This is a genomic window from Bacillus cereus group sp. N11 (assembly GCF_016483605.1).
Classification (GTDB): domain Bacteria; phylum Bacillota; class Bacilli; order Bacillales; family Bacillaceae_G; genus Bacillus_A; species Bacillus_A toyonensis.
Genome location: NZ_JAEHBN010000025.1, coordinates 1 through 26,529 on the forward strand (window position 1 = coordinate 1; position 26,529 = coordinate 26,529).

A 26,529-nucleotide genomic window follows, 5' to 3' on the forward strand; every position below is an offset into this window, starting at 1 on the left:
TCTCCCTTCATTTATCTTTTGTTACAAAACTTCTATTATACTAATACGCTTGATAGAAATACGATTAATGCTGTTAATACTACCGCTCCACTTGCTGATCCTACGAAGTCACCTTTTGTTACTTGTAATACTTGCTCTTTCATATCATTTATCCTCCCTTTGAATAAGTTTTCTATATGTAATTTCTAAGAAATGTTTTTTTCATAGTTTTTATGTTACCGTTACATTGAATTTAATAACGTAACGTTTGTAACATTAATGTAACATAACTATTATTACGTTGCAATATGATTACGTAAATTTTATTACATTTTTTTTACGTTTTTTTATAAACACCCTTAAAAATACTGTTTTAATGCATTTCCCACTACATTCAAGTTTGTAACATTCGTGTAACATTACAGTCATAAACCTAAATATAACTATATTCCTCTCTACTTTTATTACAAATCAAGGTAAATCTTTAATAAGTAAGGTTGAATCTACTAGGTTTTCACTGGATGGTACACTATAGGACAAAATACTATCTTTCCAAGATAAGTTTATATGTTTCCTCTATATAACTATGTATAATAAAAACAAAGAGGTGGTCATTTTGAAATTAATCGCATTAGATATGGATGGTACACTACTATCATCTAATCTTGAAATCTCCAAAGAGAACTTACAAGCAATCCAAACTGCACAAGAAGCTGGACATATTGTAATGATTTGTTCTGGCCGCGCAAAAGAGGATGCTTTAAAACTATTGGAAGAATACCAATTATCTCTTCCAGTTGGAGCAAGCAATGGGGCAATTGTTTACGTGGATGGAAAAGTAATTAACTCGCGTTGTTTACAAAACGATAAAGTATACAAACTTGCAAAATTACTAGAAGCTGAAGGTTTTCCATATAAGCTATATACAAATAAAGGGGTTTACTCTCCTTCTACATGGCAAGATCAAGTGATGCAGGCATTCGAAGAAAACAAGCATGCGCTAGATGTTACATTAGAAGAACTCGAAAGAATTACAGAAAAACAAAAGAAATCAAACCTAATTACTGATTTCCAAAAAATCGAAGATGTTGTAAACAATCAAGAACTCGAAATATCTAAATTCTTCATTTTAACGTTCAATGCAGGTCATCGCGCCCAGTTATTAAGTAGGTTACAAGAAGACACTGCTATTATGGTTACAGCATCTGCTCCTACTAATTTAGAAATTATGGATAAGAATGGCCATAAAGGAAATGGGCTACAGCAGATGGCAGCTCATTTTAATATACCAATTGAAGATACAATTGCTATTGGTGATAATTTTAATGATGTACCAATGTTAGAAGTTGCTGGTTTATCTGTTGCAATGGGAAATGCTGAAGAAGATGTAAAAAAATTATGTGACGTTGTAACATTAACAAACAATGAACATGGTGTTGCCCATGCAATCGAGCAATTTGTTTTAAAACAAACTTTATCTAGTAAATAAAAAAAGACCCTTTCAACTTCTGAAAGGGTCCTTCTCTTTTATACATGATGACAAGCAACAAAATGATCTTCACCAACATTACGAAACTCTGGTACCGTTTGTTTACAAACATCTGTCGCAAACGGGCAGCGTGTATGAAAACGACAACCTGAAGGTGGATTTGCTGGACTGGGAATATCCCCCTCTAGTATAATTCGCTCCCGCTTCACTGTTGGATCTGGTATTGGCACAGCTGATAACAATGCTTTTGTATACGGATGAAGTGGATTCGTAAATAACTCATCACGCGGTGCCGTTTCTACAATCGTTCCTAAATACATAATTCCTATTTTTGTACATAAATGTTCCACAACACTTAAATCATGTGAAATGAATAAATAAGATAATCCCTTTTTCTCCTGTAACTCACTAAATAAATTAATGATTTGTGCTTGAATAGATACATCTAGTGCTGCCACAGGTTCGTCAGCTACAATGAATTCTGGATTTAATACCATAGCTCTTGCAATAACGATACGCTGACGTTGCCCACCAGAAAACTCATGAGGATACCGGTCAATATGATACGGAGCTAAACCACATAACTCCAATACTTCTATCACCTTTGCACGAACATTTTCTTTCGTCGCTAGTCCGTGAGCCAACATCGGCTCACCAAGTGCTTCTCCAATTCTCATTCTTGGGTTTAATGAACTAAATGGATCTTGAAAAACAAGCTGCATATTAGGGCGATGTTTTCTCAATTCCTCCTTGGATAAGGAATGAACATCGTGCCCTTTAAACTTTACTTCTCCCTCCGTTTTTTGGACGAGACGTAAAATTGTTTTTCCTATCGTTGTTTTTCCACTTCCTGATTCTCCAACGAGACCGAACACTTCACCCTTATTAATAGTAAAACTTACTCCATCAACTGCCTTTACATGTCCAATCGTTCTACTAAATATGCCGCCCTTAATTGGAAAATACGTCTTTAAGTTTTTCACTTCTAATAATGGTTCACTCATTGTTCCGCACGCTCCTCATATAACCAGCAAGCTACTTTATGGTTCTCATCGTGTACATTCAAATTTGGTGCCTCTTCTTTACATATTTCCATACAATGCTCACAACGACCACTAAAATAGCAAAATTCACCTAAGCCAACTAAATTCGGAACTTGCCCTGGAATAGAATATAGTTTATCTATTCGTTTTCCCATTACCGGTTTTGATTTCAACAAACCTTTCGTATACGGATGTTTCGGATTTTGGAATATCTCTAGTACTGGAGCTTCCTCAATAACTTTTCCGCCATACATAACGACAACGTAATCAGCCATTTCTGCTACAACGCCTAAATCATGTGTAATTAATAAAATCGATGTTTTAAATTCCTCTTTTATCTGTCTTAGTAAGTCTAATATTTGAGCTTGAATCGTAACATCAAGAGCAGTTGTCGGTTCATCTGCAATTAATAACTTAGGATTACAACTAAGCGCAACAGCAATCATAATGCGTTGTAACATGCCTCCACTTAGTTCATGTGGATACGAATGGACAATTTCATCCGCACGAGCTATACCAACTTTACGAATTAATTCGATTGCCTTTTTATACGCCTCATTTTTACTAAGTAATTCATGCTCTCTTAACGTTTCTACAATTTGTTCTCCTACAGTGAAGACGGGATTCAGCGATGTCATCGGCTCTTGGAATATCATCGCAATATCATTTCCTCGTAAACTACGAAGCTCTTTCTCTTTCATACCTAAAAGACTTTTTCCTTCATATAAAATGTCTCCACCTACTACACTTCCTGATTCAGCAATAAGTCCCATAATCGATAGCGCCGTTACACTCTTTCCGCAACCCGATTCACCTACAACACAAACTGTTTCACCTTCTCGAACTGCAAAGCTAACATGATTAACAGCCTTTACTGTTCCTTCTTCTGTCTGAAAATGTGTTTGCAAATCTTTCAGCTCTACTACCGCTTTACTCATATTCCCTCACCTACCGTCTCATCTTTGGATCTAACGCATCACGAAGTGCATCACCAAGTAAATTAATTGATACAACTGTTATAAAAATTGCAAAACCGGGCGGAATCCATAACCACGGACGCTTTTGGAAATCGATTAATGAGTTAGCTGCACTAATCATATTTCCCCATGATGGTGTAGGCGGGACGACTCCGAGACCTAAGTAGCTTAGTGCGGATTCCCCTAAAATAGAGCCTGCAACACCTAATGTGGATACAACAATTAAGATCGGTAAAACATTAGGGATTAAATGATATATAATTTTCCGGTAATCTTTTATTCCTAACACATCAGCAGCTTGCATAAATGCTTGCTCCCTGAGTGATAAAATTTGACCTCTTACAAGACGTGCAAGTCCTGGCCAACCTACTAAACTTAAAATAATCATAATGACATAAAGACGATAATCAGATGGTACTTTCCATTCTGATAAAATAGCTCCCATTATAATAAGCAACGGCAATCCCGGCATCGACATTAAAATATCTGCAAGACGCATAATAATATTGTCGACAATCCCGCGATAAAAACCTGCAATAGCTCCTAATAAAGCTCCAAGTATAACCGATAAGACCATTGAAGCTAATCCAATTGTTAATGAAATGCGTCCTGCTTGCATAAGTCTCGTTAAAATATCTCTTCCCAATTGATCTGTACCGAGCCAATGTGAAAAACTAGGTGGTTTGTTAATTAAAGCGACTTGTATTTTCCCTGATGCATATGGCGAAAAGAGCGGACCGACAAAACAAAATAAAAACATAAACATTAGTGCATAAAACCCCACGAGTGCCATCTTATTTCTCTTTATTTTTTTAAGAGCCTGTCGCCATGGTGATGATTCATTTCTTCTCTTTTTTTCTTTTTTCTCTGGAATTGCTGTAACAGTTTCCATCTAATCCCCCCTTACTTCAACCGAATACGTGGATCAACAACTGCATATACGATATCAGCGAAAAAGTTTGAAACAATTGTTAAACAAGAAAGAAACATCGTAAAAGCCATTAATACTGTATAATCACGAAAATTTAGTGCTTCTAATTGAATATTACCAATCCCTGGCCAGTTAAAAATTTGTTCAATAATAATTGCTCCCGAAAATAAACCTGGTAATTCAAATGCTAATAACGTAATCGCCGGTAATATTGCATTTTTTAACGCATGCTTATAAATAACAGTCTTCTCCTTTAAACCTTTCGCCCGTGCTGTTCGTATGTAATCTTGCCTTACAACCTCTAACATGCTTGTTCTAAAGTAACGAGTTAATGAACCCACACCAAGAAGAGTCAAAATAAATACTGGTAAAACCATATGCTTGGCAACTTCTATTACGTAAGCTAATCCAGTCGAATTACTCCCGACATCAATCATTCCGCCTATCGGTAATAACTTAAAGTCCACCGCGAACACCTTAATTAAAAACAAACCGATAAAGAATGAAGGAAATGACATTGCTGCAAAGACACCAATTGTTACAAGTTTATCGAATAAAGAATGTTGCTTCGTCGCTGAGAATACGCCGATAATAAGTGCAATTAGCCAAATAAAAAACAATGCAATAACAGCTACACTAAAAGAATTCCAAATAAATTTATTTAATAATGACGTTACAGGTTCCTGATATTGAAGCGAAAAACCAAAATCCCCTTGCAATGCATTACCTAACCAATGAAAATAACGCTCAACAATTGGCTTATTTAATCCATATAATTCCCTAAGTTCAGCTGCCCTTTCAGGTGTAATCTTTGGATTTGAATCAATATAGTCTCCTGGAAGCAGCGCAAACAGGAAGAAAATAATAATTGATGTTCCGAACAGTGTAGGAATCATTTGTAACAACCTACGAACGATATATGTTTTCACCCTTTTTCTCTCCAATCTTATGCCTAAAATAGAAGAACATTTTTTCAAAGCGGTACATTACTAACCGAATGAAAAAATGTCTTCTATTTATACATCCTTATCGTTATTTTTCAAATGATAAAACTGGTAAGTTTGCGCTAATACTATTGTATTTTTCAGAGTCAATTCCTTTTATATTCCCGTTATAACCAGTAATTGTTCTACGGTAGTTTAATAGAATTACTGGTGGGTCATCACTTAACTCTTTATATAATTCTTTATAAATAGGTTTACGTTTTTCAATATCAACTGTCTCAATACCTTTTTTAATTAACTCATCTACTTTCGCATTTTTATAACCAAGACTCTTATCATTGACACCAGACAAATATTCACCAGCTGTTTCACTCGGATCACTTGTAATCGGTGTCGAAACAGAAGCTAAATCATAGTCACCTTTATTTACCTTCGAAAGCATAGTATTAAAGTCCATAAATTCTGGATTAAATTCTACACCTATTTCTTTATAATTCTCTTTCGCAATTGGAATTAATAAATCACTATCTTTAGCCGAACTTGGGCCGAAATAAGAAAGCTTTAATTTTTGACCATCTTTTTCACGAACTCCATCCGAACCAACTTTCCATCCTGCTTCATCTAATAATTTTTTCGCTTTTTCTTTGTCGTATTCATATTTATTAACTCCTTCTTCCGTATAAGCCCAAGAAGTTGGATGAATTGGTACATTAGCTACCGTACCGTATCCTTTCAATGCTGTATCAACATATTTTTTACGATCTAATCCGTAAATAAGTGCTTGGCGAACCTTTTTATCCTTTAAGTACGGCTTATTATTATTCATATAAATATAACTAAATGACGCTGCTGTTTCGATTTGGATATTCGCAAATTCTAAACCCTTAGCCTGTTCAAGAATTTCATCACCAGTACCTAGGCCAGTGTAGTCAACCTCACCTGTTTGGAATAATTGAAGCTTCGTATCGCCAGAAGTAATTTTATAAATGAAGTTTGGAATTTTGGGTTTGCCCGCATAATAATTTTCATTTGCTACAAATCGAACTTCTTGCCCCGGGATATACTTTTCAAATTTATATGGACCCGCAGCTATCGGTTTTCCATATAACTCTTTTAAGTAATCTAAACTTGTATTTTGTTTGTAATCTTTTCCGTAATAAGCTTTTGATAATACTGTACCACCTAAAACAAATATAGCTTGTGAATTAACTTTTTCAGTGGTAATTTTAATTGTTTGTGGATCAACAACTTGAATACCTTCAATAGAAGTTGCCTTTCCTTCTTTATATTCTTTACCACCTTTAACCGCATATTGAGAGATATCTATTTCACCTTCATATGCCTTATCATGTAAAAGCGTCAATGTGAACGCTACATCATCTGCTGTTAATGGCGATCCATCGCTAAATTTTAAGTCTTTACGTAAATGGAATGTATATGTTAACTGATCAGAAGAAACGTCCCACTTCTCCGCTAATTCCGGAATTGGTTTCCCTTGTTTATCCGTTGATACAAGAGATGCAAAAATCACTGAAGTCACGTTTCCATCCCAACCATTTTGTTGGAAATATGGTAAAAATACGCCGCCAGGTTTACTAATACCAACTACTAGCGTATCTTTTCTATTCTTCGCTTTATCTGGTACTTTCGTTTTATCTGTCGCAGCGATCTTTTCAATTTTTATATTTTTTAAATCTTGTTGTTTAACCGGTTCTGTAGAAGCCTTATCTTCCTGTCCCCCACAAGCAGATAGCACAAGCGAACTACTCATTAATACCGAAAATACACCAGCCCATTTTTTCGTCTTTTTCTTCATTGTCCCCACCCTAACTTTTTTTTAATAATTACACCTTATGAACTGCTTGCCCTATGTATGCCTCCCACAGCAACATTTATAGCCAATCGGAAAAGTCGGTTTTAATCGTAAAAAAATAGATGTTTTTGAGGGGTAACAATCTTATTCCGACTTTTCCGGTAGACTTTATGGTTAATAGCTTATAACTTTCAATATATTTTGTCAATTCTTTCTAAATAAATATTTTTATGGTTTTTTTCAAAAATATTGTTTATTTAATTTAGGAAACTACATATCGTTGTAGTTATCTTCACTCAACCCCTACTATAGCTTTTTTTATAAGTCCCTTTTCGTTTTCAATATGTATCGTTTCTAATGTTTTTTAGTTTATGCATCCACATTTTATATTAAAAAACATAAAAACTACTTCTATTCCTTCAGCATGAAACATAGAATACTAATAATCAATTACCAAAAAGGGGGCGAAAACATGGACAACCTATTCCAATATGTCCTGCACTACGTATTATTAACAATTATGATAGTCGGGGCGCTATTACTATTCCCTTTCTTCCCAAAATTCGTCCTCTTTTTAGCTTTTTTTATTATGCTCGGGATCGCTATTATCATTTCAACAAAAGAAGATACCACACAAAAAGAAAGCAGAGTTCAGCGCGTAAAGCTGTGACTCTGCTTTCTTTTTTATTTTCAATCTCAGATTTCCATCATACATACTTATGCCTCGGGAAATAATTAGCCTTTACTTTCGTAATTAATCCTATCGAAAATCTACTAATAACATATATATTTTGCCTCACCATTGCATATGTTTCACAACCTATGCAAGATGCGTAACAAAGATTTACCCAAGTTACTGTTTCACGTGAAACACACTTTTTCATTTATCTCTTACAGTAAAATATAGTTATAAAAAAAGAAAGCTAATTCCTTCAGCAAAACTGAAAGGAATTAGCTTTCTACTCTTTACCCCACAATATTATCTAACTCATTATATAACTCCGCTCGTAACAACTCTTTTTTCGTTTTTTCTTCATACAATTGTTCAAGCATTTCAACATCAGCTACATGTTCCATTTTACATTCAAGTGCATATATATCTTCTTCTACACGCATTAACTCGGTTTCAATCCCCTCAATATTCCTAGCTTCTTTCTTTTTTACAGGGACTGTTTCAATACTTTTTCTCCCTTGAGGTTTCTGCTTTATTACTTGCTTCTCAATCCTTTCCTCCCACTTTTGACGAGCCCATGCATAGTTCCCTGCAAACTCAAATAATTTGCGTTCATCAATCCAATACGTCTTTTCAAATAACTTATTTAAAAAATAACGATCATGTGAAACAGCTAAAATCGTTCCATTATATTGCTCAAGAGCTTCCTCTAAAACTTCCCTTGATTCAATATCAAGATGGTTTGTCGGCTCATCTAAAATTAAAAAATTGATGTCTTGATACATAAGTTGCGCCAGTCTTAGCCTCATTTTTTCTCCACCGCTCAGTTGCGTTACATTCTTAAACACAGCTGGACCATAAAATAAAAACTTAGCTAATATATGTCTTGCTTCTCCCTCTGTTACAGCTACATACTCTCTGAAAGCTTCCAATACATTACTCTTCCTATTTCCGTACGCATGCTGCGATAAATAACCAATTTTGACACTACTACCCATCCGAATTTCACCAGCATCTGGCTCTATTTCTTCTAATAGTAATTTTAGTAGCGTAGTCTTCCCTGTGCCATTACGACCAACGATAGCCGCACGCTCCTGAAAACGAACATGTAAATTCGCTTGTTCAAATAAAGGTTTGTCAGAAAAACCTTTACTCACTTCTTTCATTACAACAACATCTTTCCCGCTTCTCTCTTGCCCTTCAAACTGAAGTCCCATCTGTTTTCGTTCTAAAATCGGTCTCTTTAACTTCTCCATACGTTCTAACGCACGTTCCATATTTCTCGCTCTCTTATGGAGTCCTTCATTCGGCGGATTCGCTTGATTTGCCCATTCACGTAGACGCTTAATTGCTTCTTTCATTTTCTTTATTTTCTTTTGCTGTTCTTGATAAGCCTGAAACTCATGAAGCAACCTTTCTTCCTTCTCCTCAACAAACCGAGAATAATTCGTATGATACACGTGAATTTCTCCATCTTCTAAATCAAAAACTTTCGTTACAACTTCATCAAGGAAATAGCGATCATGTGAAATAACCATAACTGTTCCGGTGTATTCTTTTAAAAATTGCTCTAACCATTCGACTGCAAATAAATCCAAATGATTTGTCGGTTCATCTAATAGAAGTAAATCTGGTTTCTGCAATAGCATATACGCAAGGCTTACCTTCGTCTGTTCTCCTCCGCTTAATTCTAGAAATGATCGGAGGAATAGTTCCGTCACTTGTAGACCATTTGCTACCTTCATAATATTTGCCTCTATTTCATAACCACCAAGAAACGTAAATTTTTCTTGAATTACACCGTACCTCTCCATCAGTTTTTGCAAAGCAGACGCTTCCCGTTCCTCCGTCATATTTTTTTCTAAAACACGCATTTCTTTTTCTAATTCCTTTTCTACTTTAAAGGCGGAACCCAATACATCGTATACAGTCATGCCCTCATCAAACTTTGGAATTTGTGCGACATGACCAATACGTGTACCTTTCTTCATATGAACGGCTCCTGCATCCACATTCTCCATTCCTGTTAGAAGACCAAAGATTGTTGTCTTCCCACTACCGTTACGGCCAACTAAACCAACACGTTCACCATTCTTTATTTCAAGCGATATATTTTCAAATATGATGTTTCCACCAAAAGATTTCGTTACATTATTTACACTACAAATTGTCATTTTCCGTACTCCTTTCAATATAAAAAAACCATGGGAAAGAAACATTCCCCATGATTTTCGACATAGAAAAAGGAAGCCAAATAGCTCCCTTTTCACACGTTTATTAAAAATGGGTGAAGAGATTTCTATCGTTCAATAGCTACTATGCAATTGTTAAAAAAGGGCAGACGTATCCCGTTAACAATTACATCATGAAAAATCGCACGACAAAAATAGATAAAATCTAAAAATTTGGCACGCGCAGCTAAAGAACGTTTCATCTCATTCACCCCTTTCGTACGGAATTTAATACTTACTTCTTTATTATACTTCCCTATTTTATGTTTGAATAGTCATTTTTCTGAAAATAATGAAGATAGACTAAACATTTCAATAAGTGACATCAAATCTTACAAAACTGTTATGTTCACGTAATGGAAAGCGATAGTACGAAAAGATGCCTCCCTATACAATAAAGATGTAAACAAGAGAGACAAACAAAAGGAGGAAACAATCATGATGAAAGAAATCGTAAAAGCAATCTTTGAGGTATTAGTGAACGGACAAGCAGTTGTAAAAGAACTAAATGAACTATAAAAAGGAGTGAAGAAATATGATGAACATGGTGAAAATGATCTTACACGCTTTAGTCGATGCAAAGGCAGTTAGCCAAGAATTAAACCAACAATAAAAAGGGGTATATGAATATGAAGAAAGCCATTATTATAATCACAAGTACAGCAATCGCCTTATACACAATAAAAAATAGAAAAACGAAACATAGTGAAAATACTCTATATTATCCATACACATTATTAAAGAAAAAATAAAAGACAAGATACCCTATTGTAATGAGGATATCTTGTCTTTTATTTTTCCCTATTCACTTTAAAGGATTTCCTCCTCCTTTCCCCGAATGTATTAAGCGGGATTTTTACACATATTTTAAAGGGGTATATACAAATGGATACACAACAACTATATTTTTTAAACGATATCGGTAAACAAAAACCTGAAAGCATTCGGAACAGAAGCGCTGCATGTCCATTTTGCGATAGAGAAAATTTAACGGATATTTTAGAAACTGAGGGCTCAATTATTTGGTTGAAAAATAAATTCCCTACATTAAAAGATACATTTCAAACCGTGTTAATCGAAACGGATAATTGTGAAGATCATATCGCAACATATACAGAAGAGCATATGCGAAAACTAATTCATTTCTCTATTCAACATTGGTTAAAGTTACAGGAAAACGAAGACTTTTCATCTGTAATTTTATACAAAAATCATGGTCCATTTTCAGGCGGAAGTTTGCATCATGCACACATGCAAATTATCGGAATGAAACATGTAGACTATCTCGAGAATATTAAAGAGGAAAATTTCCAAGGGATAATTGTTCAAAAAAATGAACGTATTGAACTCAATATTTCAGAGCGTCCTATTATCGGTTTTACTGAATTCAATATAATCATTGATGATATTGCATGTATAGATGAAATGGCAAATTACATTCAGCAAACTGTACGTTACATACTGACAGATTTCCATAAAGGGTGTAGCAGTTATAACTTATTCTTCTATCACTTAAACGGAAAAATTATTTGTAAAGTTGTTCCTAGGTTTGTCGTTTCACCGTTGTATGTAGGATATAAAATACCACAAGTTTCTACAAAACTAGAAGAAGTGAACATACAACTAGCGCAGTACTTCACAAGGCAGGAAGACAAAAATATCCATAAAAAAATAGAGTAGGTATCGAAAACCTACTCTTTTAGTACACCTTTATTTCGATAGTATACGTTCTCTAATCCAACGTTATACTTCATATTATTATCCGTCCACTCTGGCCCTAAATTCCCTGGCCATCCCGATGTATTCGCTACATATTTCAATAATGCAAAATCAGTCAAACCTCTTTGCACCCCGCGCTTATATCCCTTCACCAAATGCGGCATTGCAATTTGTGCATTTGTACGTGGGTCTTTCAACTCTTCATCAGTTAAATGATCTGGCGCAAGTCCACCACCACGGTGCAATTGAAACAATCCGAATGAAGTTCCGTTGTCTCCAATACTTCTTGGATTCAATCGACTTTCATGTTCGGCAATTGTAAGAGGTATCCATTCTGGAAGATTTACTTTCTTTGCTTCCTCTATAATAATTTGTTTCATCTGTTTTGCTTCTTCTGAATCAACATAGCTTGTCTCTTTCACTAGCTTATCCATTCCTTCAGACTTTCCTTGGAAATATAAATACACCCCAAGAACGACTAAAAATCCTACAAAGAATTTCTTCACTACCTCTACCTCTTTCTCCGCTGAAATTTGTCCCCTTTCAGCCTTCCCTTTACAATTACCTATGTTCTATCATTCTCTTACTCTTTTATCATAGCAAATAACTATACATATTATCATCATGCTTTAGGCCTATTTTGTGAAAAAACATTTGGTAAATACGTGCAAAAATGTAACTTTCATAGACTATAACTTATTTTTTGTATATAATTGTAAATTGAATTCTAAATATAAACTAGGAGAATAATAATATGAAAAAATGGCTATTACTCTTATTCAGTTTACTACTATTAATTCCTGTCCCTATTTCCGCACAAAAAACCGAAAAGTCGAAAGTCCTTATTTTATACAGTTCAAATGATGATCAAATTACAAGTGATATCCAAATACTTAATACACAAGTAGGACATTTCACTAATGATATAACAATTAAAAATATAAAACAGTTATCTGAAGTAACTGATAAATCTTCGTATACACACGTTATTTACATGGGTGAAAAACAAGAAGAACTTTCTACTGAAGCAAAAGAATTTCTAGAAAGCTTCCCCGGACCACTACTAGTTTTAGGTCAAAACATAGAACAGTTATCTAATCGTTTTTCGTTCATCACACTTAAAAACGAAGATATAAACTCTGATAAAATTGAATATCCAACACGTAAGCTAAAGAATACATTAGAGGAAGAGAGATCAATTAAACAACTTGATACAAATGGAACAATGCTTGCCCATGCCTTAAGAGACAATAATACTTATCCATTAATTGTACAGCAAAACAATTCGTATTACGTTGCAACTTCCAACCTCTTTGATTGGATATCTTATTATATTGGCGAAAGCTTATTTTCTTATTTTCAACAAAAACCTGAAACTAATAAAAAATTAGCCTATTTACGCCTTGAGGATGTTCACCCAGCTGCAGATATAAATCAATTACAGGATATTGCCGACTTATTAAAGAAGAAAAAGATTCCTTACATGATAACTGTTATTCCTGTATATACAGATCCAAATACAGGTAAAACACTACATTTAAAAGATAAACCCGAACTAGTCGATCTTTTACGCTCTATGCAAGATGATGGCGCAGCAATTATTATGCATGGTTATACTCACCAATTTTATGACAGTGAAACTGGTGAAGGGTTTGAATTTTGGGACGTAAAAACTGATCAACCCATTCGTCAACCGAAGCATGAAAAGCCAAAAACAAAAGATAATTTTCCAAATATAGAGGCATATAACCAATATGTAAAAAAAGGTGAAGCATTTGAAGAAAAATATACGACAGATCATATTGAAAAAGGTATCCAAGAGCTTGTAGATGCTAAACTATATCCTGTCGCATTTGAAGCACCTCATTACACAATGTCTCAAAAAGGTTATGAAATCTTATCAAAGTACTTTTCAACTTATGTAGGTCAGCTGCAGTTAAGTGATACAACTTGGAAATCCATGCACTCTCCAGCGTATAGAAGTACACCATCATTTCTACATGGAATGAAATTAATGCCTGAAACAGTTGGATTTATTGAAGAAGATAAACCACGAGCTATTGCCCAAATGAAAGAGCGTGCTTTATCTGTTGCTAAATTATCCGATGGAGTTATTGGTGCATTCTATCATCCTTACTTAGGTGTGAACCCATTAAAAGAAGTATTAAAAGATCTAGAGAGTATTCCAAACATAGAGTGGATTGATTTACAAAAAGAAACGAATGAAGTAAAAATGAAAGATATTCATATTACTACTAATAAAGACGGTATCCACGTTGAAAAACCAACTAGTGCAAATGACGTAATTGATTATATAAAACAATATGGATTCTTCCTTATACTTGGGTTCGTTATCATTGTCTTTCTATTATTATTAAGACGTGCGAAAAAATTAGAATCCTAATAAAAAACACTAAGCGAGCTGCTTGGTGTTTTTTAGGATTCAGTCAATCGATAAAAGCGAACTGTATTCTTATATATTTGTTCTGCAACTTTCTCTACTGGAATTTTTTTTATTACACTAACTTCTTCTAATACATCTTTAATCATACAAGGGTGTGTTATAGTATTCTCTTGAAATTCCCACGGTCCATCCGTTTCTACCATCATATATTCCAGTGGATAATACGAAACGATCTTTCTAATTTTCTCCTTATGTAAAACATCTGGTGTGATAGAAATATAATAACCATTCCTCACCATCCGTCCCATTGTCGCTTCATTTCCTTTAAACCAATGGAAGTGTGCACGTGAAATTTTATATTCTTCAAGTAAATCACATACAATATTGGCATCTTCATAAACTGCGTGTAATACAATGGGCAAATCATATTCACTAGCTAGTTCTATAAATCGTCTCAATATCGCCACGTATGAATCTATAGTAACCCCTTCATCTTCTTTCGCTAAATAATACGGCAAGCCCACTTCACCAATCGCAATGATTTCCTCAGCATGAGCTTCAATTAATTTGAATATGCGCTCACATTCTTCTTTATGAATCGGTTGCTCCGGATGAAATCCTATTGCTGGGTGTATGAAAGGGAATTTCTTTCCTAAAGATAAAGTTTCCTTACATGATTGATAATTCATAGATACCGCAATAAGCCCCTTTACCTCTTTACTATTTTCCAAATCTTTAAGTAATCTACTTTTCTCTTCATCCTTATATTGATCAACATGTATATGGCTATCAATCCACTTCATCTTTATTCCTCCATAAAAAAAACAAGAAAGGAACCCCCTTCTTGTTTTATCATCTATATTATTTAACAATTAAGTTTGTTATGATATCAAATAATCCAATACATACTACGGCAACAGTAAAGTAGCTACAGAAATCTTTAATTGGAAACCTCACTACTTCTTCTTTACGCATCCCATTTTTCTCCCTTCTTACTAAATCCCTAATTATTTTCATCTATTTGTATCTATTATGCAAAAAATATGACAATTTTACTATCGAATTAACTTACGTAAACCTTACAATGTTGTAAGGTTTATAAAAAGAGCCCCATCTACATACAGATGAGGGTTATTAAAAAGTAGTTGGTTTTTCATTCTTCCTTACATTACAAACAGAAAGTAATACATTAGACTTTCTACTGATACTATATTAAATTTACTATCTTTTAACTATCGAATTACATTACAGAAGGCTTACATGTTTGTAAGCTATGCGTAATGTAATTCGATAGTTTTCCATATCTATATTTCGTACAATACAGTTAGAAAGTAAGCCAAATAAGAAGAACGCTCATATAACCAAATTACATTGCTAGTAGCTACTCTTCTTATACCTTTCACTCATGCTACTACAATGTACCCCCTTCCCCTTTATATAATAAAAAAAGCCTTAGCCCATATGGACTAAGGCTTTTTTACGAACCTCAAAATACCCCTACCCAGTATTTTGATTTTCGACAAAAAATAGGCAGGGGTATATTTCGCTATCTCATCGCTAAAAGTTTACTCTTCGCATTAATAGGAATATTTACAGCTTCAATTTCTTCAATTGACTCGCCGTATCGTCCTTTTGCGTACACTTTTAATGCTTCATCTCTCTTTAACATATGCTTAACAGTCTTCTTTATTTTTTGTTCTCTTCCACGTTCGTCAAATGCAATAAATTCATATTCATACCACTCATCACCAACATGCTGACCAATTGTATTCACAACCGTATAGTATTCTTTCGTCTTATAAAGCGGATTATATTTATCAATAACTGGTCCAAGTTTCGTAGGCAGTAACATTACTACTATCACTAGCATCGCTATTATAGTAGTGATCATTTTTTTCTTCACAATAAACATTCCTCCTCTGCAGGATATATATACATCCATTTTAAAAAGAAGCAATAAAATCTACTATTGAATCTCATTACATTACACTTACATTTTTGTAAGAATAAAAAAAGGTGAACGATTTTACTCGTTCACCTTTTAGCTCGCTTTAAAGCCCCCACCAAGCACATCACGCACATCATGAATAACAACGAAAGCATCTTCATCTACTCGGCTAATAACTTGCTTTAACTTAACAAGCTCTTGTTTATTAATAACAACATATAAAACTTCTTTATTTTTTCCAGTATATCCGCCGCGTCCTTCTAATACAGTGACACCGCGTGTCATGTTTTTCGTAATAGCCTCACGTATTAAATCTGGTTGATTTGAAATGATTGTAACAGCCGTTTTTGTATCCATTCCTTCTACAATGAAATCAATCACTTTCGCACCGATGAATACTGCAACAAGTGTGTACATCGCTTTTTCTTGTCCTATTATAAATACAGAACCAGCAATTACAACGATATCAATAATAAGTACGCCTTTACCAACGCTCCACCCTAAATATTGATTTGCTAACTGTGCTAAAATTGCCGATCCTCCTGATGTACCTCCAGCTTTGAACATACAGCCTAATCCGATACCTACAAACAAACCAGCAAATAAAGCTGCTAATAGCGTATCACTATTTACATGATACTCAATATGTTCTGTAACATATAAAAACAAGGATGTTTCTACAATCCCTAAAATCGTATAAACCATCGTTTTTTTATCAAAAAACTTATAACCAATAGCTAGTAAAACTGCATTTATAGCAAAGTTCACAATCCCTGGTGACCAATCAAATAAGTAGTACGTAACAACCGTTAAACCAATAATTCCACCTTCCGATAAACGGTTTGGAATTGCAAAGTAATTAATACCAATTGCGAATAATAATGAACCAATTGTAATTAGTGTTATTTCCTTTATACGTTGATTAACCATAATTCATACCCTCCCCCATTTGACATTGTATCACTATCTCCTAGAGGTTTAGAAGTGGTTTTTATTCCGCATTTTACCTCTTAAAGATCGAGATATTATGTTTAAACAAAGGGTTGATTAATTATTCATATTTTCTCTAACTGCACGAACAAATCGCTCCACATTCCCTTTCTGAATATACCTAGCTCTAACCCTTTCATGATTACAAGTAAATTCAAAATATGGACAGAGATCTATGTCATCTATATGCAAATACGGATACTCTTCAAATATTGCAGGGTAGCCCGAAAATTTCCCGTAAAAAAGGAGACGTCTAGTAGTAGCAGCGAAAATCCCATGCCGGTAAGCTACGGTAAAATCATCCTTCTCAAATATCCCTACCACAACAGCTAAAATCTTTTCGTCATCCTCTACATATTTTTTCATACTCGATAAAAGTTCATTCATGCATATTCCTCCAAATTCTATTCATTGTTTTAACACTTGAAAAGAATCCATGGATTATTACAGACCGGTTTAACTCTTTTATAAAGTATGAAACGCGTTTCCTGTCAAAGACATTTCAAAAAATAATCCATTATGCGATTATACACATAACGGATTAAGACTAAACTGTAGAGCGTTCCACAAGTTCATACGGAATCTCCACCTTTTCTTGTTTATAACTCTCGTTGCTCACTTGCCTATAAAACATTTCAAAAGCGTTTTTGCCTATCTCCTTTAAATTTTGATCAATCGTTGTCAACTGTAACACTTGTGAAATAGGTTGATTATCAAAACCAATAATCGCCAAATCCTCAGGAACTTGAATACCTAACTTTTCAACTTCTGTCATAATCCCAATCGCAACTTCATCTCCTGCTACTATTAACGCTTCTGGGAGGACCTGCATCTCCTTTAACTTATGAGCCGCTCTCACACCATCTTCTAATGTAAAACATTCTGTAAAAATCCACTCTTCATTAACCTCTTCATCTATGGATTGTAATTGATGTTTATAAACATCAAAACGTTTTTGACTACTTGGCCCTAACTTCCTTCCCGTACAATAACCAATTTTTTTATAACCTTTTTCAATAAGATAATTCATTCCTAACTGAAAGGCTGCCGAATGATTTGTATATACACTTGAGATATTTGAAATATCATTATCTTCACAAGCAATTATTGTGCCGTAAGAAGCATACGGTTCTATCGTTTCCCAATCATTCGCACGCGAGCAAATAATAAGGCCGTCCAATTGTTTTGTTTTTAGCATATGTAAACTTTTCATTTCTTCTTTTTTATTGTAATTCGTTTGGCAAAGTAACACCCTGTAATTATGAGCTAACGCCACCTCCATCATTCCACCTACCATCGCATCAAAACACGGATGATTAATGTAAGGTAAAATTACACCAACAATATTCGTCTTCCCTTTGGATAAATGAACAGCGTTTGCGTTTTGTGAGTAATTCAACTTCTCAACTATCTCAATAACCGCTTTCCTTTTTTCTTCACTTACATATGGGTGATCATTTAGCACCCTCGAAACGGTCGTAACTGAAACTCCGGCCATCTTTGCGATATCTTTAATATTAGCCATACACTCACCTCTCCTTTTAACTTAATGAATTCCATGAACATATGTCAAATCTTCTCATCATTACACTTTCATTCGTTTTTCTTACAAAAGTGTAATTTTCCTGTAAGCTAATTCGATAGTGACTCTTCCCAATATCTTATACAATTAAGTCAGAAACAGGGCAACAACTATTCCAAAAGGAGCGGATTAATATGATGAACAAAATGAAGAACAACAAATTTACGAATACAATGGGCATGGTATTGTCCGCTCTTATCGATGCAAAATCTGTTGCTTCTACATTAAACAAGTAAGGAGAGTGTATTATGAATAACATCACTTTTAACAAATTAGATTTTTTAGGACTAGCTAGCGGCTCTCTTCTTCTTACTGCTTTTATTTACGCTGCTACGCTTATATAAACTTTGTGTCCCCTTTCCCCTTTATATATAGAAAAAGACGACCGTCTATGCCCGGTCGTCTTTTTTACTTTTGTTTCGATTGCAAAGTTTCCTTTAGTTCTTCAAATTTTTCGTTTAATTGATCCGTCATCATTTTCATAGCCGTTTTTCGATCTATTTGTTCTCCGGCATCAATTTGAATCGGATCTCCAAAAACTAATTGCGCTTTTTTTCCTTTTATTAATTCTTTTACACTTGATGGACCAATATAAGCTGCCGGCACTAATGGAACGTTAGAACGCAGTGCAATCGTAACAGCCCCCGCTTTTAATGAAACGTCTTCTGTTGATCTCGTTCCACTTGGGAAAATCCCTACTACTTTTCCCTCTTTTAATAAACGCGATGGAATTTTTAATGTGCTCGGCCCTGGATTCGCACGATCTACCGGAAATGCATTTACATTTTTAAAGAACCAGTTTTTGAATTTCCCTTCAAATAATTCTTTTTTGGCCATGTAATGAATTTGGGTTGGATACATCCCAGTTGCTAACATTAAAACGTCCATAAAACTCGTATGTGTACACGCAACAACGTAAGGGCCGCCTTCCGGTAATTTCTCTCTCCCTTGTACTTCTACTTTCCCAGCCATTTTAAATATATATTTCAACGAAAATGTAATTGGTTTATACATTTGTTTCGTTCCTTTCTAAATATCCGAAGTATAATCATTTTCTTACAATGATTATAACACTAAGTTTTAGGAGTTGGTAATAAAAATAAGTATTTATTGTTAAATTTCAATTCTTACAAAAGTGTAATTTTCTTGTAAGCTAATTCGATAGTGACTCTCCCCAATATCTTATACAATTAAGTCAGAAACAGGGCAACCATTTGAAAAGGAGCGGATCGATATGATGAACAAAATGAAGAACAACAAATTTACGAATACAATGGGCATGGTATTGTCCGCTCTTATCGATGCAAAATCTGTTGCTTCTACATTAAACAAGTAAGGAGAATATATTATGCAAAACATCGCCTTTAACAAATTAGATTTTTTAGGACTAGCTAGCGGCTCTCTTCTTCTTACTGCTTTTATTTACGCTGCTACGCTTATATAAACTTTGTGTCCCCTTTCCCCTTTATATAGAAAAAGACGACCGTCTATGCCCGGTCGTCTTTTTAAATTTTTCTTTCTTTTAACTCTTTTAAAAGCTGTATCAGTTCAGCTTGTTGTTTTACCTTCTTACGACCATTTCGATTAATTGCTGCAAGCTCGCACGCAACTCCGACGGCGAAGAAAAACAATAAACTTTCTAACATGTGAAATCCTCCAATTGCCTATTAAACCGCTTGGCGTAATTGCTCTTCTTGTAAAACTTGCTTATTTATATTTTCTTCTTTTCTCTGACAAACGTTATTGCGAATAAGTGCTGCAATAACAAGTAAAGTTCCTACAATATCAAACATTGTTATTTGATACCCTTGTATCATCATAATAATCAAAGTCGTAATGGGTACAAAATTAATAAATAAAATGCCGTTAATCGATGATAAGATTTTCACACCGTAATTCCAAGCGAGTAGCGCTATGATTCCTGGTAATGTCATCATAAATAACAAATCATACTTCACGATAGAAATCGTTCCCATATTCGGGACTGGAACATACCCAAGCACCGTAATCATTACAGTTATAATTCCTGTGACAGTCGTACCAAATACACACGTCAATGTAGAATAGCGTAATGTTGACCAATCGCTACACGTTTGACCACCCATCGTATAAATAACCCAACCTACAACACCAATAAATATAAACGCTAGTGAAAACATGTTATCTTTCAATGTTAAAAAGAAACTCATATCACCTTTCGTAATAACAAACACAGCTCCTACAAAAGCGATAATCATGCTCGTTATCATATATTTTTTCGGTTTTATATGCTTATATCCCCATAAAATACAAATGGAAATCATCGGCATGAGTGCTTCCATAATGGAGGCTACCATTACACCTGATTTTCCCATTAACATTTGCCCTAAAAATATGAGGACATTATATACTGTAAATGCCATCGTTCCAAAAAAGACAAGTAATTTTCCTCTTCCCTCTAAACGAAATGCCTGTTTTCCTTCTTTCATTAACAACAATACAATCAGCATTATCGCCACTGCTCCATAGCGAATAAGCGAAAAATAAAATGGATCTATGTATTCTAGCGCATGATCAGCAACTGGAAACATCGCTCCCCATGACATACTCGCAATTAAACACGCTAAAGCCCCTATTATCATTTGACCTCTTTTCACCGCAATCCCCCGTTTCTTTCTATTTGCACAAAGAGAATTGTAAAAGAAAAAATATATCACGTAAAATGATTCAAAATGATGTTAACTATCATTTATAATGATAGTTAACATCAAGGGGGAGCATACAATGGAATTACGAGACTTACAAATCTTCCAAAGCGTTGCCGATCGCGGTAGTGTAAGCGGCGCAGCAAAGGAATTAAATTATGTACAATCAAATGTAACCGCACGTATTAAACAATTAGAAAACGAGCTAAAAACACCGCTCTTTTACCGTCATAAACGAGGCATGACTTTAACAGCTGAAGGAAGAAAAATGCTCGTTTATGTTAGTAAAATTTTGCAAGATGTTGAAGAGCTAAAACAAGTGTTTCTAGATAGTGAAACACCATCTGGTATATTAAAAATCGGTACAGTCGAAACAGTAAGTACATTGCCCACCATTTTGTCTTCTTACTATAAAAGCTATCCAAACGTTGATTTATCATTACAAGCTGGTCTAACCGAAGAACTTATTAGAGAAGTCCTTGACCATCAATTAGATGGCGCCTTTATATCAGGTCCTATTAAGCATCCACTAATTGAACAATACGATGTTAGTACAGAAAAATTAATGCTCGTGACACAAAATAAAGCTTTTCATATAGAAGAATTTACTACGACGCCCTTACTCGTTTTTAATCAAGGGTGTGGATACCGTTCCAAACTAGAACGATGGCTTAAAGATGAAGGTTTGCTACCAAAAAGAATTATGGAATTTAACATATTAGAAACAATATTAAATAGTGTAGCACTCGGTCTTGGGATTACACTCGTGCCCCAGTCCGCGGTACAACATCTTTCTACAGCAGGTAAAGTACACTGTCATCCGATTCCCGAGAAATACGGTAGTATTTCAACTGTTTTCATACGCCGCAAAGATAGCTACATGACCAATTCAATGCGTAGCTTTTTAAAAACAATTGAAGAGCATCATCACATCAATATGCTTTAAAAGACATTCTTACACGAATGTCTTTTTTTCTTACAAAAGTGTAAGTCTCCCGTAAGATAATTCGATAGTTGTAGTTCATCATTTTCCCTATAATTAAGACATAAAGCAGGGCAACAACAATTCGAAAAGGAGCGGATACGCATGATGAACAAAATGAAATCAAACAATTTTTTTAACACAATGGGCATGGTGCTATCCGCACTTGTCGATGCAAAAGCAGTTGCAACTACATTAAACAAATAAGGAGAGATTATAATGAACAACATTACTTTCAACAAATCAGACTTTATCGGACTTGCAAGTGGAGCGACTCTTCTTACAGCTTTCATTTACACACTTGCTCAAAGTCTTATTTAACAATTCGTTTCCCCAAACCCCTTTATATATAGAAAAAGCTGCTCGTCTTATAGACAAGCAGCTTTTTAGTTTGTTTCATATATAATTTGGCCTGTTTTCATAATATCGTATCCGCCAATCGCTTTTAACTCATTATGAAATTCTTCCGATTGCAGAATGTCTTTCATCACTTCAATAAGTTCTTCATTGTCTTTATTCTTCAAAATTACTAAATCATACTGTTCTTTCATTATCGGAATAAAGTCTACATTTACAATTTGCGAAACCTTTTCCGACCCTACCCCAACATCAGCTTTTCCGTTCGCAACTTGCGTGGCAACACCAAGATGACTCGATTCTTCCCATTCATATCCACTAATATGTTCTTTATTTAACTTTTGAATTCGTAATTGTTCATCCACTAGCACCCTAATACCAGAGCCTTTTTCTCGATTTACAAATTTTATAGAGGACCCGGATATGTCAGCCCATGTCTTTATTTTCTTTGGGTTTCCTTTTTGAACATAAAACCCCACATTTCTTGCCAATAAATTGATCATAATACATGGTTGTCCAACTAAAATACGTTTTACGTAAGGAACATTATATATACCCGTTTCACCATCAAATAAGTGTAAACTAACTACACTTCCTTCTCCTTGGTACATCTTCACTAAACTTGTTAAACTACCTTGATACGCTCTTAATACATTAGAATTTAGCAATCGATTTTCTATACGTTTTGCCAACATATCTAACGTTAGTTCTTGCCCGCTAATGATGCATGTATTCAAGATACTACCATCGTCATTCTTTACAGAAGTAACTTGTATCTTTCCTGTTTTCATTTGCTTTATATATTGTTCTAAATCCGCTGTATCAATGCGCATCTGTCTACCAACTCTATAAGAAGGAAGTTCTCCTTTTTTAATTAAGTCGTATACAGTTAGTTTTGATACTTTTAATCGCTTCGCTACTTCTTCCGTTGTGTAGGAATGATGATCCATAGACGATTCCTCACTTTCTTCCTTCATTGTAACAAAGAAAAGAATATTTCTCCTATTTTTTAAAAACAACCATATTGTTCAAATTATATTCAATTATAACTAGTTATATTTAGTTATATTTAGTTATAATTAATTATGTCAAAACGAAAGGGGATTTTTTTATGAACAAATTCACATTACGATCTATTGGGGCACTTATACTTTCTTTTCTTCTTATATTTAGTGCTGCTTGTACAAGCGGGGAAAAGAAAGAGAAGTCAGTTGCTAAAGAGGGAAAAACAGTCGAACTGACTATATCAGCTGCTGCTAGCTTACAAGATGCATTAAAAGAAATTGAAAAACAATATAAAGAGAAAAAGCCTAATATTAAACTTTCTTTTAACTTCGGTGCTTCTGGTGCACTTCAACAACAAATCGAACAAGGTGCGCCTGCTGATTTATTCTTCTCTGCAGCAGAAGATAAATTCCAAACACTTGTTAAAAAAGGATTCATTAATGAAAAAGAAGGAAAAAACCTTCTTGGAAATGAACTAGTTCTAGTCGTCCCAAAAGATAGCTCTCTTACAAAAATTCAAGATTTAAAAGATGAGAAAATCAAAAAAATCGCACTTGGTACACCTGAATCTGTACCCGCTGGGAAATATGCAAAGGCTTCTCTCACACATGAAAATCTTTGGAATGACATTCAAAATAAAATCGTATTTACAAAAGATGTTCGCCAAGTGTTAACATATGTAGAAACAGGTAATGTCGATGCTGGTATTGTATACAAAACAGATGCTCTCATTTCAGACAAAGTAAAAATTGGCGAGACGGCAGCAGCTACTTCTCATGAGCCAATTCACTATCCTTTAGGCGTTATAAAAGAATCGAAGCATAAGAAAGAGGCGACTTCATTTTATGAATATTTGCAGTCAACAGATGCACAATCTATCTTTAAGAAATATGGATTTACAGTCCTATCATAATTGCCATGAACTTTGATGATATTTTGTCACCTGTCTTTTTATCTTTACGAGTAGCTGCATACGCCACCATTATCGTCACAATTTTAGGAACGATTATCAGTCGGTCACTAGCACGCTCCTCATGGAGATATAAAGTAATACTAGAAACTATTTTCTTATTACCAATGGTACTTCCGCCAACTGTAATCGGCTTTTTTCTCATTATTATTTTTGGAAATAACAGCCCCATTGGAAAGTGGATAGAATCGTTATTTCAGCAGTCCATTATGTTCACATCTACTGCTGCTATCATTGCTTCTACAGTTGTCGCATTTCCGCTCATGTATCAATCAGCAAAAACAGGATTTTCGATCGCAAATGTACAAATTGAAGAGGGCGCTCGCGATCTCGGCGCCAGTGAATATCAAGTTTTTCTACACGTTACACTACCGCTTGCATTTCCTGCATTACTAAGCGGTATGATCTTAAGCTTTGTTCGTGCACTAGGAGAATTTGGTGCTACACTCATGTTTGCTGGGAATATTCCTGGCAAAACACAGACAATCCCAACAGCAATTTATATGGCCATTGATGCAAGTAATATGCAACTCGCTTGGACACTTGTAATTATCACTATCAGTATGTCACTCATATTTCTCCTATGTATTCAGCTCATTAATAAAAGAATTACTAATTCTTAAAGCAGCTTTCGACAAAAGCTGCTTTTTTATTTCTTAGGAAATAAAAAATACTATATAAAGTGACTGAATTTTACCTTTTATTTAAATATACATTCTATTTGAATTTACTTTCTAAAATAGGCAATTTCCTGTTATTATATGGAGGTGTTTGAAAAAATGAAGAAATGAAAACGCATTTATATCGTGAATTCTTCATCCTGTTTTAGCGATCGGTAATCTTCTACTCTATTAGTGGGGCATTACCGATCGTTAGAACGATATGTAATTATATTGGTATAGCAAACCGAAGGGAGTCTTGTAATGGACATTTTATTAGCGCTTCTTCCTGCAATTGCATGGGGAAACATCTTATTAGTAAGCGTAAAAATGGGCGGTGGTGCATATAGCCAAACGGTAGGTATGACAATCGGTGCTCTATTCTTCGCAACAGTTATGTATGTATTTACTCAACCAGCTTTAACAATGACAATCTTGATTGTTGGTTTTATTTCAGGTTTATTCTGGGCTTTAGGACAAGTAAACCAATTAAAAACAGTTGAAAAGTTAGGTGTTTCTACTACTGTAACGATTTCTACTGGTATGCAACTTGTTGCAACTTCTATCTTTGGAGTTATCGCTTTCCGCGAGTGGACTACTACAACAACGATCATTATGGGAACGATTGCAATCCTATTAATCGTAGTTGGTGTTGTATTCACATCATTAGATGATAAAGAAAATGCACAGCCACCAGGACAATTGAAAAAAGGACTTCTTACTCTAATTGTTTCTACTTTCGGCTATCTTGTATATGTAATTATTATTCGTTGGTATAACATTGATGGTTGGTCTGCTATTTTACCACAAGCAGTTGGTATGTTTGTCGGTGCGGTTGTACTGACATCTAAACATAAGCCATTTAACAAATATGCAATTCGTAATGCTTTATCTGGTTTACTTTGGGGAACAGGAAACTTATTCTTACTTCTTTCATTACCACGTGTCGGAGTAGCGACAAGCTTCCCATTATCTCAAACTGGAATCGTTATCTCAACATTCGGTGCGATTGTCTTCTTAGGTGAAAAGAAAACAAAACGTCAATTGATCTTTATTGCACTAGGTAGTGTTTTAATTATCGGCGGCGCTGTATTACTTGGTCTAACAAAAGCATAAACTTATATTCTATTAAAAACCCCTGAGGCATAT

The 26,529-nt window shown here is 34.7% G+C and carries 30 protein-coding genes; 12 read left to right on the forward strand and 18 right to left on the reverse strand.

What is annotated here, in order from left to right; genetic code table 11:
* Positions 1-35: 35 nt before the first annotated feature.
* Positions 36-143 carry a DUF3948 family protein gene (locus tag JDS98_RS26660; protein ID WP_000664237.1) on the reverse strand — a complete coding sequence of 36 codons (108 nt, stop codon included), beginning with the start codon at positions 141-143 and terminating at the stop codon, positions 36-38.
* A 452-nt stretch (positions 144-595) separates the two neighbouring features.
* Between JDS98_RS26660 and JDS98_RS26665 the strand changes: the two genes are divergently transcribed.
* The gene (locus JDS98_RS26665; protein WP_098227100.1) at positions 596-1,468 is read left to right on the forward strand and encodes a Cof-type HAD-IIB family hydrolase; all 873 of its coding nucleotides are present in this window, start codon (positions 596-598) and stop codon (positions 1,466-1,468) included.
* Between the two features lie 38 nt (positions 1,469-1,506).
* Here JDS98_RS26665 and JDS98_RS26670 read toward each other — a convergent pair whose 3' ends face one another.
* From JDS98_RS26670 to JDS98_RS26690, 5 genes are all read right to left on the reverse strand, one after another.
* Positions 1,507-2,472, reverse strand: coding sequence for an ABC transporter ATP-binding protein (locus JDS98_RS26670; protein ID WP_097958925.1), 966 nt, complete (start codon positions 2,470-2,472; stop codon positions 1,507-1,509).
* The gene (locus JDS98_RS26675; protein WP_000030774.1) at positions 2,469-3,449 is read right to left on the reverse strand and encodes an ABC transporter ATP-binding protein; all 981 of its coding nucleotides are present in this window, start codon (positions 3,447-3,449) and stop codon (positions 2,469-2,471) included. The genes JDS98_RS26670 and JDS98_RS26675 overlap by 4 nt, the downstream gene beginning before the upstream one ends.
* Positions 3,450-3,459: 10 nt before the next feature.
* Positions 3,460-4,380: an oligopeptide ABC transporter permease gene (gene opp4C, locus JDS98_RS26680; protein ID WP_097958927.1), complete on the reverse strand. Its 921-nt coding sequence runs from the start codon at positions 4,378-4,380 to the stop codon at positions 3,460-3,462.
* 11 nt (positions 4,381-4,391) lie between these two features.
* Positions 4,392-5,348 carry an ABC transporter permease gene (locus JDS98_RS26685; RefSeq protein WP_000860741.1) on the reverse strand — a complete coding sequence of 319 codons (957 nt, stop codon included), beginning with the start codon at positions 5,346-5,348 and terminating at the stop codon, positions 4,392-4,394.
* Positions 5,349-5,451: 103 nt separating this feature from the next.
* On the reverse strand, positions 5,452-7,179 hold the full coding sequence (locus JDS98_RS26690; RefSeq protein WP_000730694.1) for an ABC transporter substrate-binding protein: 1,728 nt from the start codon (positions 7,177-7,179) through the stop codon (positions 5,452-5,454).
* Positions 7,180-7,648: 469 nt separating this feature from the next.
* Here JDS98_RS26690 and JDS98_RS26695 point away from each other — a divergent pair, with 469 nt between their 5' ends.
* Positions 7,649-7,846, forward strand: a complete 198-nt coding sequence (locus tag JDS98_RS26695) for a hypothetical protein (RefSeq protein WP_000369250.1) — start codon at positions 7,649-7,651, stop codon at positions 7,844-7,846.
* 296 nt (positions 7,847-8,142) lie between these two features.
* On the opposite strand, the gene abc-f is transcribed toward JDS98_RS26695, so the two are convergent.
* Together abc-f and JDS98_RS30510 are read right to left on the reverse strand one after the other, a co-directional pair.
* Entirely contained in the window at positions 8,143-10,023 is a 1,881-nt protein-coding gene (abc-f, locus tag JDS98_RS26700) for a ribosomal protection-like ABC-F family protein (RefSeq protein WP_097958930.1), read from the reverse strand.
* Between the two features lie 125 nt (positions 10,024-10,148).
* The gene (locus JDS98_RS30510) at positions 10,149-10,283 is read right to left on the reverse strand and encodes an RAxF-45 family protein (RefSeq protein WP_000830640.1); all 135 of its coding nucleotides are present in this window, start codon (positions 10,281-10,283) and stop codon (positions 10,149-10,151) included.
* Between the two features lie 420 nt (positions 10,284-10,703).
* Between JDS98_RS30510 and JDS98_RS26705 the strand changes: the two genes are divergently transcribed.
* The gene (locus tag JDS98_RS26705) at positions 10,704-10,832 is read left to right on the forward strand and encodes a hypothetical protein (protein ID WP_002037821.1); all 129 of its coding nucleotides are present in this window, start codon (positions 10,704-10,706) and stop codon (positions 10,830-10,832) included.
* A gap of 133 nt (positions 10,833-10,965) precedes the next feature.
* Positions 10,966-11,760, forward strand: coding sequence for a DUF4931 domain-containing protein (locus JDS98_RS26710; RefSeq protein ID WP_097958932.1), 795 nt, complete (start codon positions 10,966-10,968; stop codon positions 11,758-11,760).
* An 11-nt stretch (positions 11,761-11,771) separates the two neighbouring features.
* Here the strand turns inward: JDS98_RS26710 and JDS98_RS26715 are convergent, their stop codons facing one another.
* Complete coding sequence (locus JDS98_RS26715) at positions 11,772-12,305, reverse strand: transglycosylase SLT domain-containing protein (RefSeq protein WP_000713241.1); 534 nt, start codon at positions 12,303-12,305, stop codon at positions 11,772-11,774.
* A gap of 248 nt (positions 12,306-12,553) precedes the next feature.
* Between JDS98_RS26715 and JDS98_RS26720 the strand changes: the two genes are divergently transcribed.
* Positions 12,554-14,203: a DUF2334 domain-containing protein gene (locus JDS98_RS26720; RefSeq protein ID WP_097958933.1), complete on the forward strand. Its 1,650-nt coding sequence runs from the start codon at positions 12,554-12,556 to the stop codon at positions 14,201-14,203.
* Between the two features lie 32 nt (positions 14,204-14,235).
* Here the strand turns inward: JDS98_RS26720 and JDS98_RS26725 are convergent, their stop codons facing one another.
* The 5 genes from JDS98_RS26725 to JDS98_RS26745 form a co-directional block, all read right to left on the reverse strand.
* Positions 14,236-15,006 (reverse strand): TatD family hydrolase, encoded by a 771-nt coding sequence (locus JDS98_RS26725; RefSeq protein ID WP_199634508.1) that lies wholly within the window; start codon positions 15,004-15,006, stop codon positions 14,236-14,238.
* A gap of 743 nt (positions 15,007-15,749) precedes the next feature.
* Entirely contained in the window at positions 15,750-16,106 is a 357-nt protein-coding gene (locus JDS98_RS26730; protein WP_000728436.1) for a YxeA family protein, read from the reverse strand.
* 138 nt (positions 16,107-16,244) lie between these two features.
* Positions 16,245-17,081 (reverse strand): YitT family protein, encoded by an 837-nt coding sequence (locus JDS98_RS26735; protein ID WP_000248049.1) that lies wholly within the window; start codon positions 17,079-17,081, stop codon positions 16,245-16,247.
* 117 nt (positions 17,082-17,198) lie between these two features.
* Positions 17,199-17,528 carry a PH domain-containing protein gene (locus tag JDS98_RS26740; protein WP_001004254.1) on the reverse strand — a complete coding sequence of 110 codons (330 nt, stop codon included), beginning with the start codon at positions 17,526-17,528 and terminating at the stop codon, positions 17,199-17,201.
* A 160-nt stretch (positions 17,529-17,688) separates the two neighbouring features.
* The gene (locus JDS98_RS26745) at positions 17,689-18,666 is read right to left on the reverse strand and encodes a LacI family DNA-binding transcriptional regulator (RefSeq protein WP_001273894.1); all 978 of its coding nucleotides are present in this window, start codon (positions 18,664-18,666) and stop codon (positions 17,689-17,691) included.
* A gap of 305 nt (positions 18,667-18,971) precedes the next feature.
* On the opposite strand from JDS98_RS26745, the gene JDS98_RS26750 reads away from it, so the two are divergent.
* Complete coding sequence (locus tag JDS98_RS26750; RefSeq protein WP_001060006.1) at positions 18,972-19,067, forward strand: DUF3948 family protein; 96 nt, start codon at positions 18,972-18,974, stop codon at positions 19,065-19,067.
* Positions 19,068-19,131: 64 nt separating this feature from the next.
* Here JDS98_RS26750 and JDS98_RS26755 read toward each other — a convergent pair whose 3' ends face one another.
* Positions 19,132-19,737 (reverse strand): lysophospholipid acyltransferase family protein, encoded by a 606-nt coding sequence (locus JDS98_RS26755; RefSeq protein ID WP_000277795.1) that lies wholly within the window; start codon positions 19,735-19,737, stop codon positions 19,132-19,134.
* A gap of 334 nt (positions 19,738-20,071) precedes the next feature.
* Here JDS98_RS26755 and JDS98_RS26760 point away from each other — a divergent pair, with 334 nt between their 5' ends.
* Entirely contained in the window at positions 20,072-20,167 is a 96-nt protein-coding gene (locus JDS98_RS26760) for a DUF3948 family protein (RefSeq protein WP_097958939.1), read from the forward strand.
* A 61-nt stretch (positions 20,168-20,228) separates the two neighbouring features.
* On the opposite strand, the gene JDS98_RS26765 is transcribed toward JDS98_RS26760, so the two are convergent.
* The gene (locus tag JDS98_RS26765; RefSeq protein ID WP_000894071.1) at positions 20,229-20,369 is read right to left on the reverse strand and encodes a YrzO family protein; all 141 of its coding nucleotides are present in this window, start codon (positions 20,367-20,369) and stop codon (positions 20,229-20,231) included.
* A gap of 21 nt (positions 20,370-20,390) precedes the next feature.
* Entirely contained in the window at positions 20,391-21,359 is a 969-nt protein-coding gene (locus JDS98_RS26770) for a DMT family transporter (protein ID WP_142307026.1), read from the reverse strand.
* Positions 21,360-21,486: 127 nt separating this feature from the next.
* On the opposite strand from JDS98_RS26770, the gene JDS98_RS26775 reads away from it, so the two are divergent.
* Together JDS98_RS26775 and JDS98_RS26780 are read left to right on the forward strand one after the other, a co-directional pair.
* Entirely contained in the window at positions 21,487-22,353 is an 867-nt protein-coding gene (locus tag JDS98_RS26775; protein WP_097958053.1) for a LysR family transcriptional regulator, read from the forward strand.
* A gap of 255 nt (positions 22,354-22,608) precedes the next feature.
* Complete coding sequence (locus JDS98_RS26780; protein WP_001060019.1) at positions 22,609-22,710, forward strand: DUF3948 family protein; 102 nt, start codon at positions 22,609-22,611, stop codon at positions 22,708-22,710.
* Positions 22,711-22,775: 65 nt separating this feature from the next.
* Here the strand turns inward: JDS98_RS26780 and JDS98_RS26785 are convergent, their stop codons facing one another.
* Positions 22,776-23,723, reverse strand: coding sequence for a substrate-binding domain-containing protein (locus JDS98_RS26785; protein ID WP_199634516.1), 948 nt, complete (start codon positions 23,721-23,723; stop codon positions 22,776-22,778).
* A 134-nt stretch (positions 23,724-23,857) separates the two neighbouring features.
* Here JDS98_RS26785 and modA point away from each other — a divergent pair, with 134 nt between their 5' ends.
* The 3 genes from modA (at position 23,858) to JDS98_RS26800 (ending at position 26,496) form a co-directional block, all read left to right on the forward strand.
* Positions 23,858-24,664 (forward strand): molybdate ABC transporter substrate-binding protein, encoded by an 807-nt coding sequence (gene modA / locus JDS98_RS26790; RefSeq protein ID WP_097958054.1) that lies wholly within the window; start codon positions 23,858-23,860, stop codon positions 24,662-24,664.
* A gap of 5 nt (positions 24,665-24,669) precedes the next feature.
* Positions 24,670-25,344 carry a molybdate ABC transporter permease subunit gene (gene modB / locus JDS98_RS26795; RefSeq protein ID WP_097958056.1) on the forward strand — a complete coding sequence of 225 codons (675 nt, stop codon included), beginning with the start codon at positions 24,670-24,672 and terminating at the stop codon, positions 25,342-25,344.
* A gap of 300 nt (positions 25,345-25,644) precedes the next feature.
* The gene (locus JDS98_RS26800; protein WP_000353551.1) at positions 25,645-26,496 is read left to right on the forward strand and encodes a GRP family sugar transporter; all 852 of its coding nucleotides are present in this window, start codon (positions 25,645-25,647) and stop codon (positions 26,494-26,496) included.
* Positions 26,497-26,529: the final 33 nt, after the last annotated feature.

What these genes read in the sequence shown, in the direction of transcription:
- JDS98_RS26710 (WP_097958932.1), top strand. Translation starts at nt 10,966, where the DNA reads ATGGATACACAACAACTATATTTTTTAAACGATATCGGTAAACAAAAA.
- JDS98_RS26695 (WP_000369250.1), top strand. Translation starts at nt 7,649, where the DNA reads ATGGACAACCTATTCCAATATGTCCTGCACTACGTATTATTAACAATT.
- JDS98_RS26670 (WP_097958925.1), bottom strand. Translation starts at nt 2,472, where the DNA reads ATGAGTGAACCATTATTAGAAGTGAAAAACTTAAAGACGTATTTTCCA.
- JDS98_RS26755 (WP_000277795.1), bottom strand. Translation starts at nt 19,737, where the DNA reads ATGTATAAACCAATTACATTTTCGTTGAAATATATATTTAAAATGGCT.
- JDS98_RS26800 (WP_000353551.1), top strand. Translation starts at nt 25,645, where the DNA reads ATGGACATTTTATTAGCGCTTCTTCCTGCAATTGCATGGGGAAACATC.
- JDS98_RS26735 (WP_000248049.1), bottom strand. Translation starts at nt 17,081, where the DNA reads ATGGTTAATCAACGTATAAAGGAAATAACACTAATTACAATTGGTTCA.
- opp4C (WP_097958927.1), bottom strand. Translation starts at nt 4,380, where the DNA reads ATGGAAACTGTTACAGCAATTCCAGAGAAAAAAGAAAAAAAGAGAAGA.
- modB (WP_097958056.1), top strand. Translation starts at nt 24,670, where the DNA reads ATGAACTTTGATGATATTTTGTCACCTGTCTTTTTATCTTTACGAGTA.
- JDS98_RS26745 (WP_001273894.1), bottom strand. Translation starts at nt 18,666, where the DNA reads ATGGCTAATATTAAAGATATCGCAAAGATGGCCGGAGTTTCAGTTACG.
- JDS98_RS26740 (WP_001004254.1), bottom strand. Translation starts at nt 17,528, where the DNA reads ATGAATGAACTTTTATCGAGTATGAAAAAATATGTAGAGGATGACGAA.
- abc-f (WP_097958930.1), bottom strand. Translation starts at nt 10,023, where the DNA reads ATGACAATTTGTAGTGTAAATAATGTAACGAAATCTTTTGGTGGAAAC.
- JDS98_RS26675 (WP_000030774.1), bottom strand. Translation starts at nt 3,449, where the DNA reads ATGAGTAAAGCGGTAGTAGAGCTGAAAGATTTGCAAACACATTTTCAG.
- JDS98_RS26720 (WP_097958933.1), top strand. Translation starts at nt 12,554, where the DNA reads ATGAAAAAATGGCTATTACTCTTATTCAGTTTACTACTATTAATTCCT.
- JDS98_RS26750 (WP_001060006.1), top strand. Translation starts at nt 18,972, where the DNA reads ATGAATAACATCACTTTTAACAAATTAGATTTTTTAGGACTAGCTAGC.
- JDS98_RS26725 (WP_199634508.1), bottom strand. Translation starts at nt 15,006, where the DNA reads ATGAAGTGGATTGATAGCCATATACATGTTGATCAATATAAGGATGAA.
- JDS98_RS26760 (WP_097958939.1), top strand. Translation starts at nt 20,072, where the DNA reads ATGCAAAACATCGCCTTTAACAAATTAGATTTTTTAGGACTAGCTAGC.
- JDS98_RS26765 (WP_000894071.1), bottom strand. Translation starts at nt 20,369, where the DNA reads ATGTTAGAAAGTTTATTGTTTTTCTTCGCCGTCGGAGTTGCGTGCGAG.
- JDS98_RS26780 (WP_001060019.1), top strand. Translation starts at nt 22,609, where the DNA reads ATGAACAACATTACTTTCAACAAATCAGACTTTATCGGACTTGCAAGT.
- JDS98_RS26785 (WP_199634516.1), bottom strand. Translation starts at nt 23,723, where the DNA reads ATGAAGGAAGAAAGTGAGGAATCGTCTATGGATCATCATTCCTACACA.
- JDS98_RS26660 (WP_000664237.1), bottom strand. Translation starts at nt 143, where the DNA reads ATGAAAGAGCAAGTATTACAAGTAACAAAAGGTGACTTCGTAGGATCA.
- JDS98_RS26705 (WP_002037821.1), top strand. Translation starts at nt 10,704, where the DNA reads ATGAATATGAAGAAAGCCATTATTATAATCACAAGTACAGCAATCGCC.
- JDS98_RS26775 (WP_097958053.1), top strand. Translation starts at nt 21,487, where the DNA reads ATGGAATTACGAGACTTACAAATCTTCCAAAGCGTTGCCGATCGCGGT.
- JDS98_RS26690 (WP_000730694.1), bottom strand. Translation starts at nt 7,179, where the DNA reads ATGAAGAAAAAGACGAAAAAATGGGCTGGTGTATTTTCGGTATTAATG.
- modA (WP_097958054.1), top strand. Translation starts at nt 23,858, where the DNA reads ATGAACAAATTCACATTACGATCTATTGGGGCACTTATACTTTCTTTT.
- JDS98_RS30510 (WP_000830640.1), bottom strand. Translation starts at nt 10,283, where the DNA reads ATGAAACGTTCTTTAGCTGCGCGTGCCAAATTTTTAGATTTTATCTAT.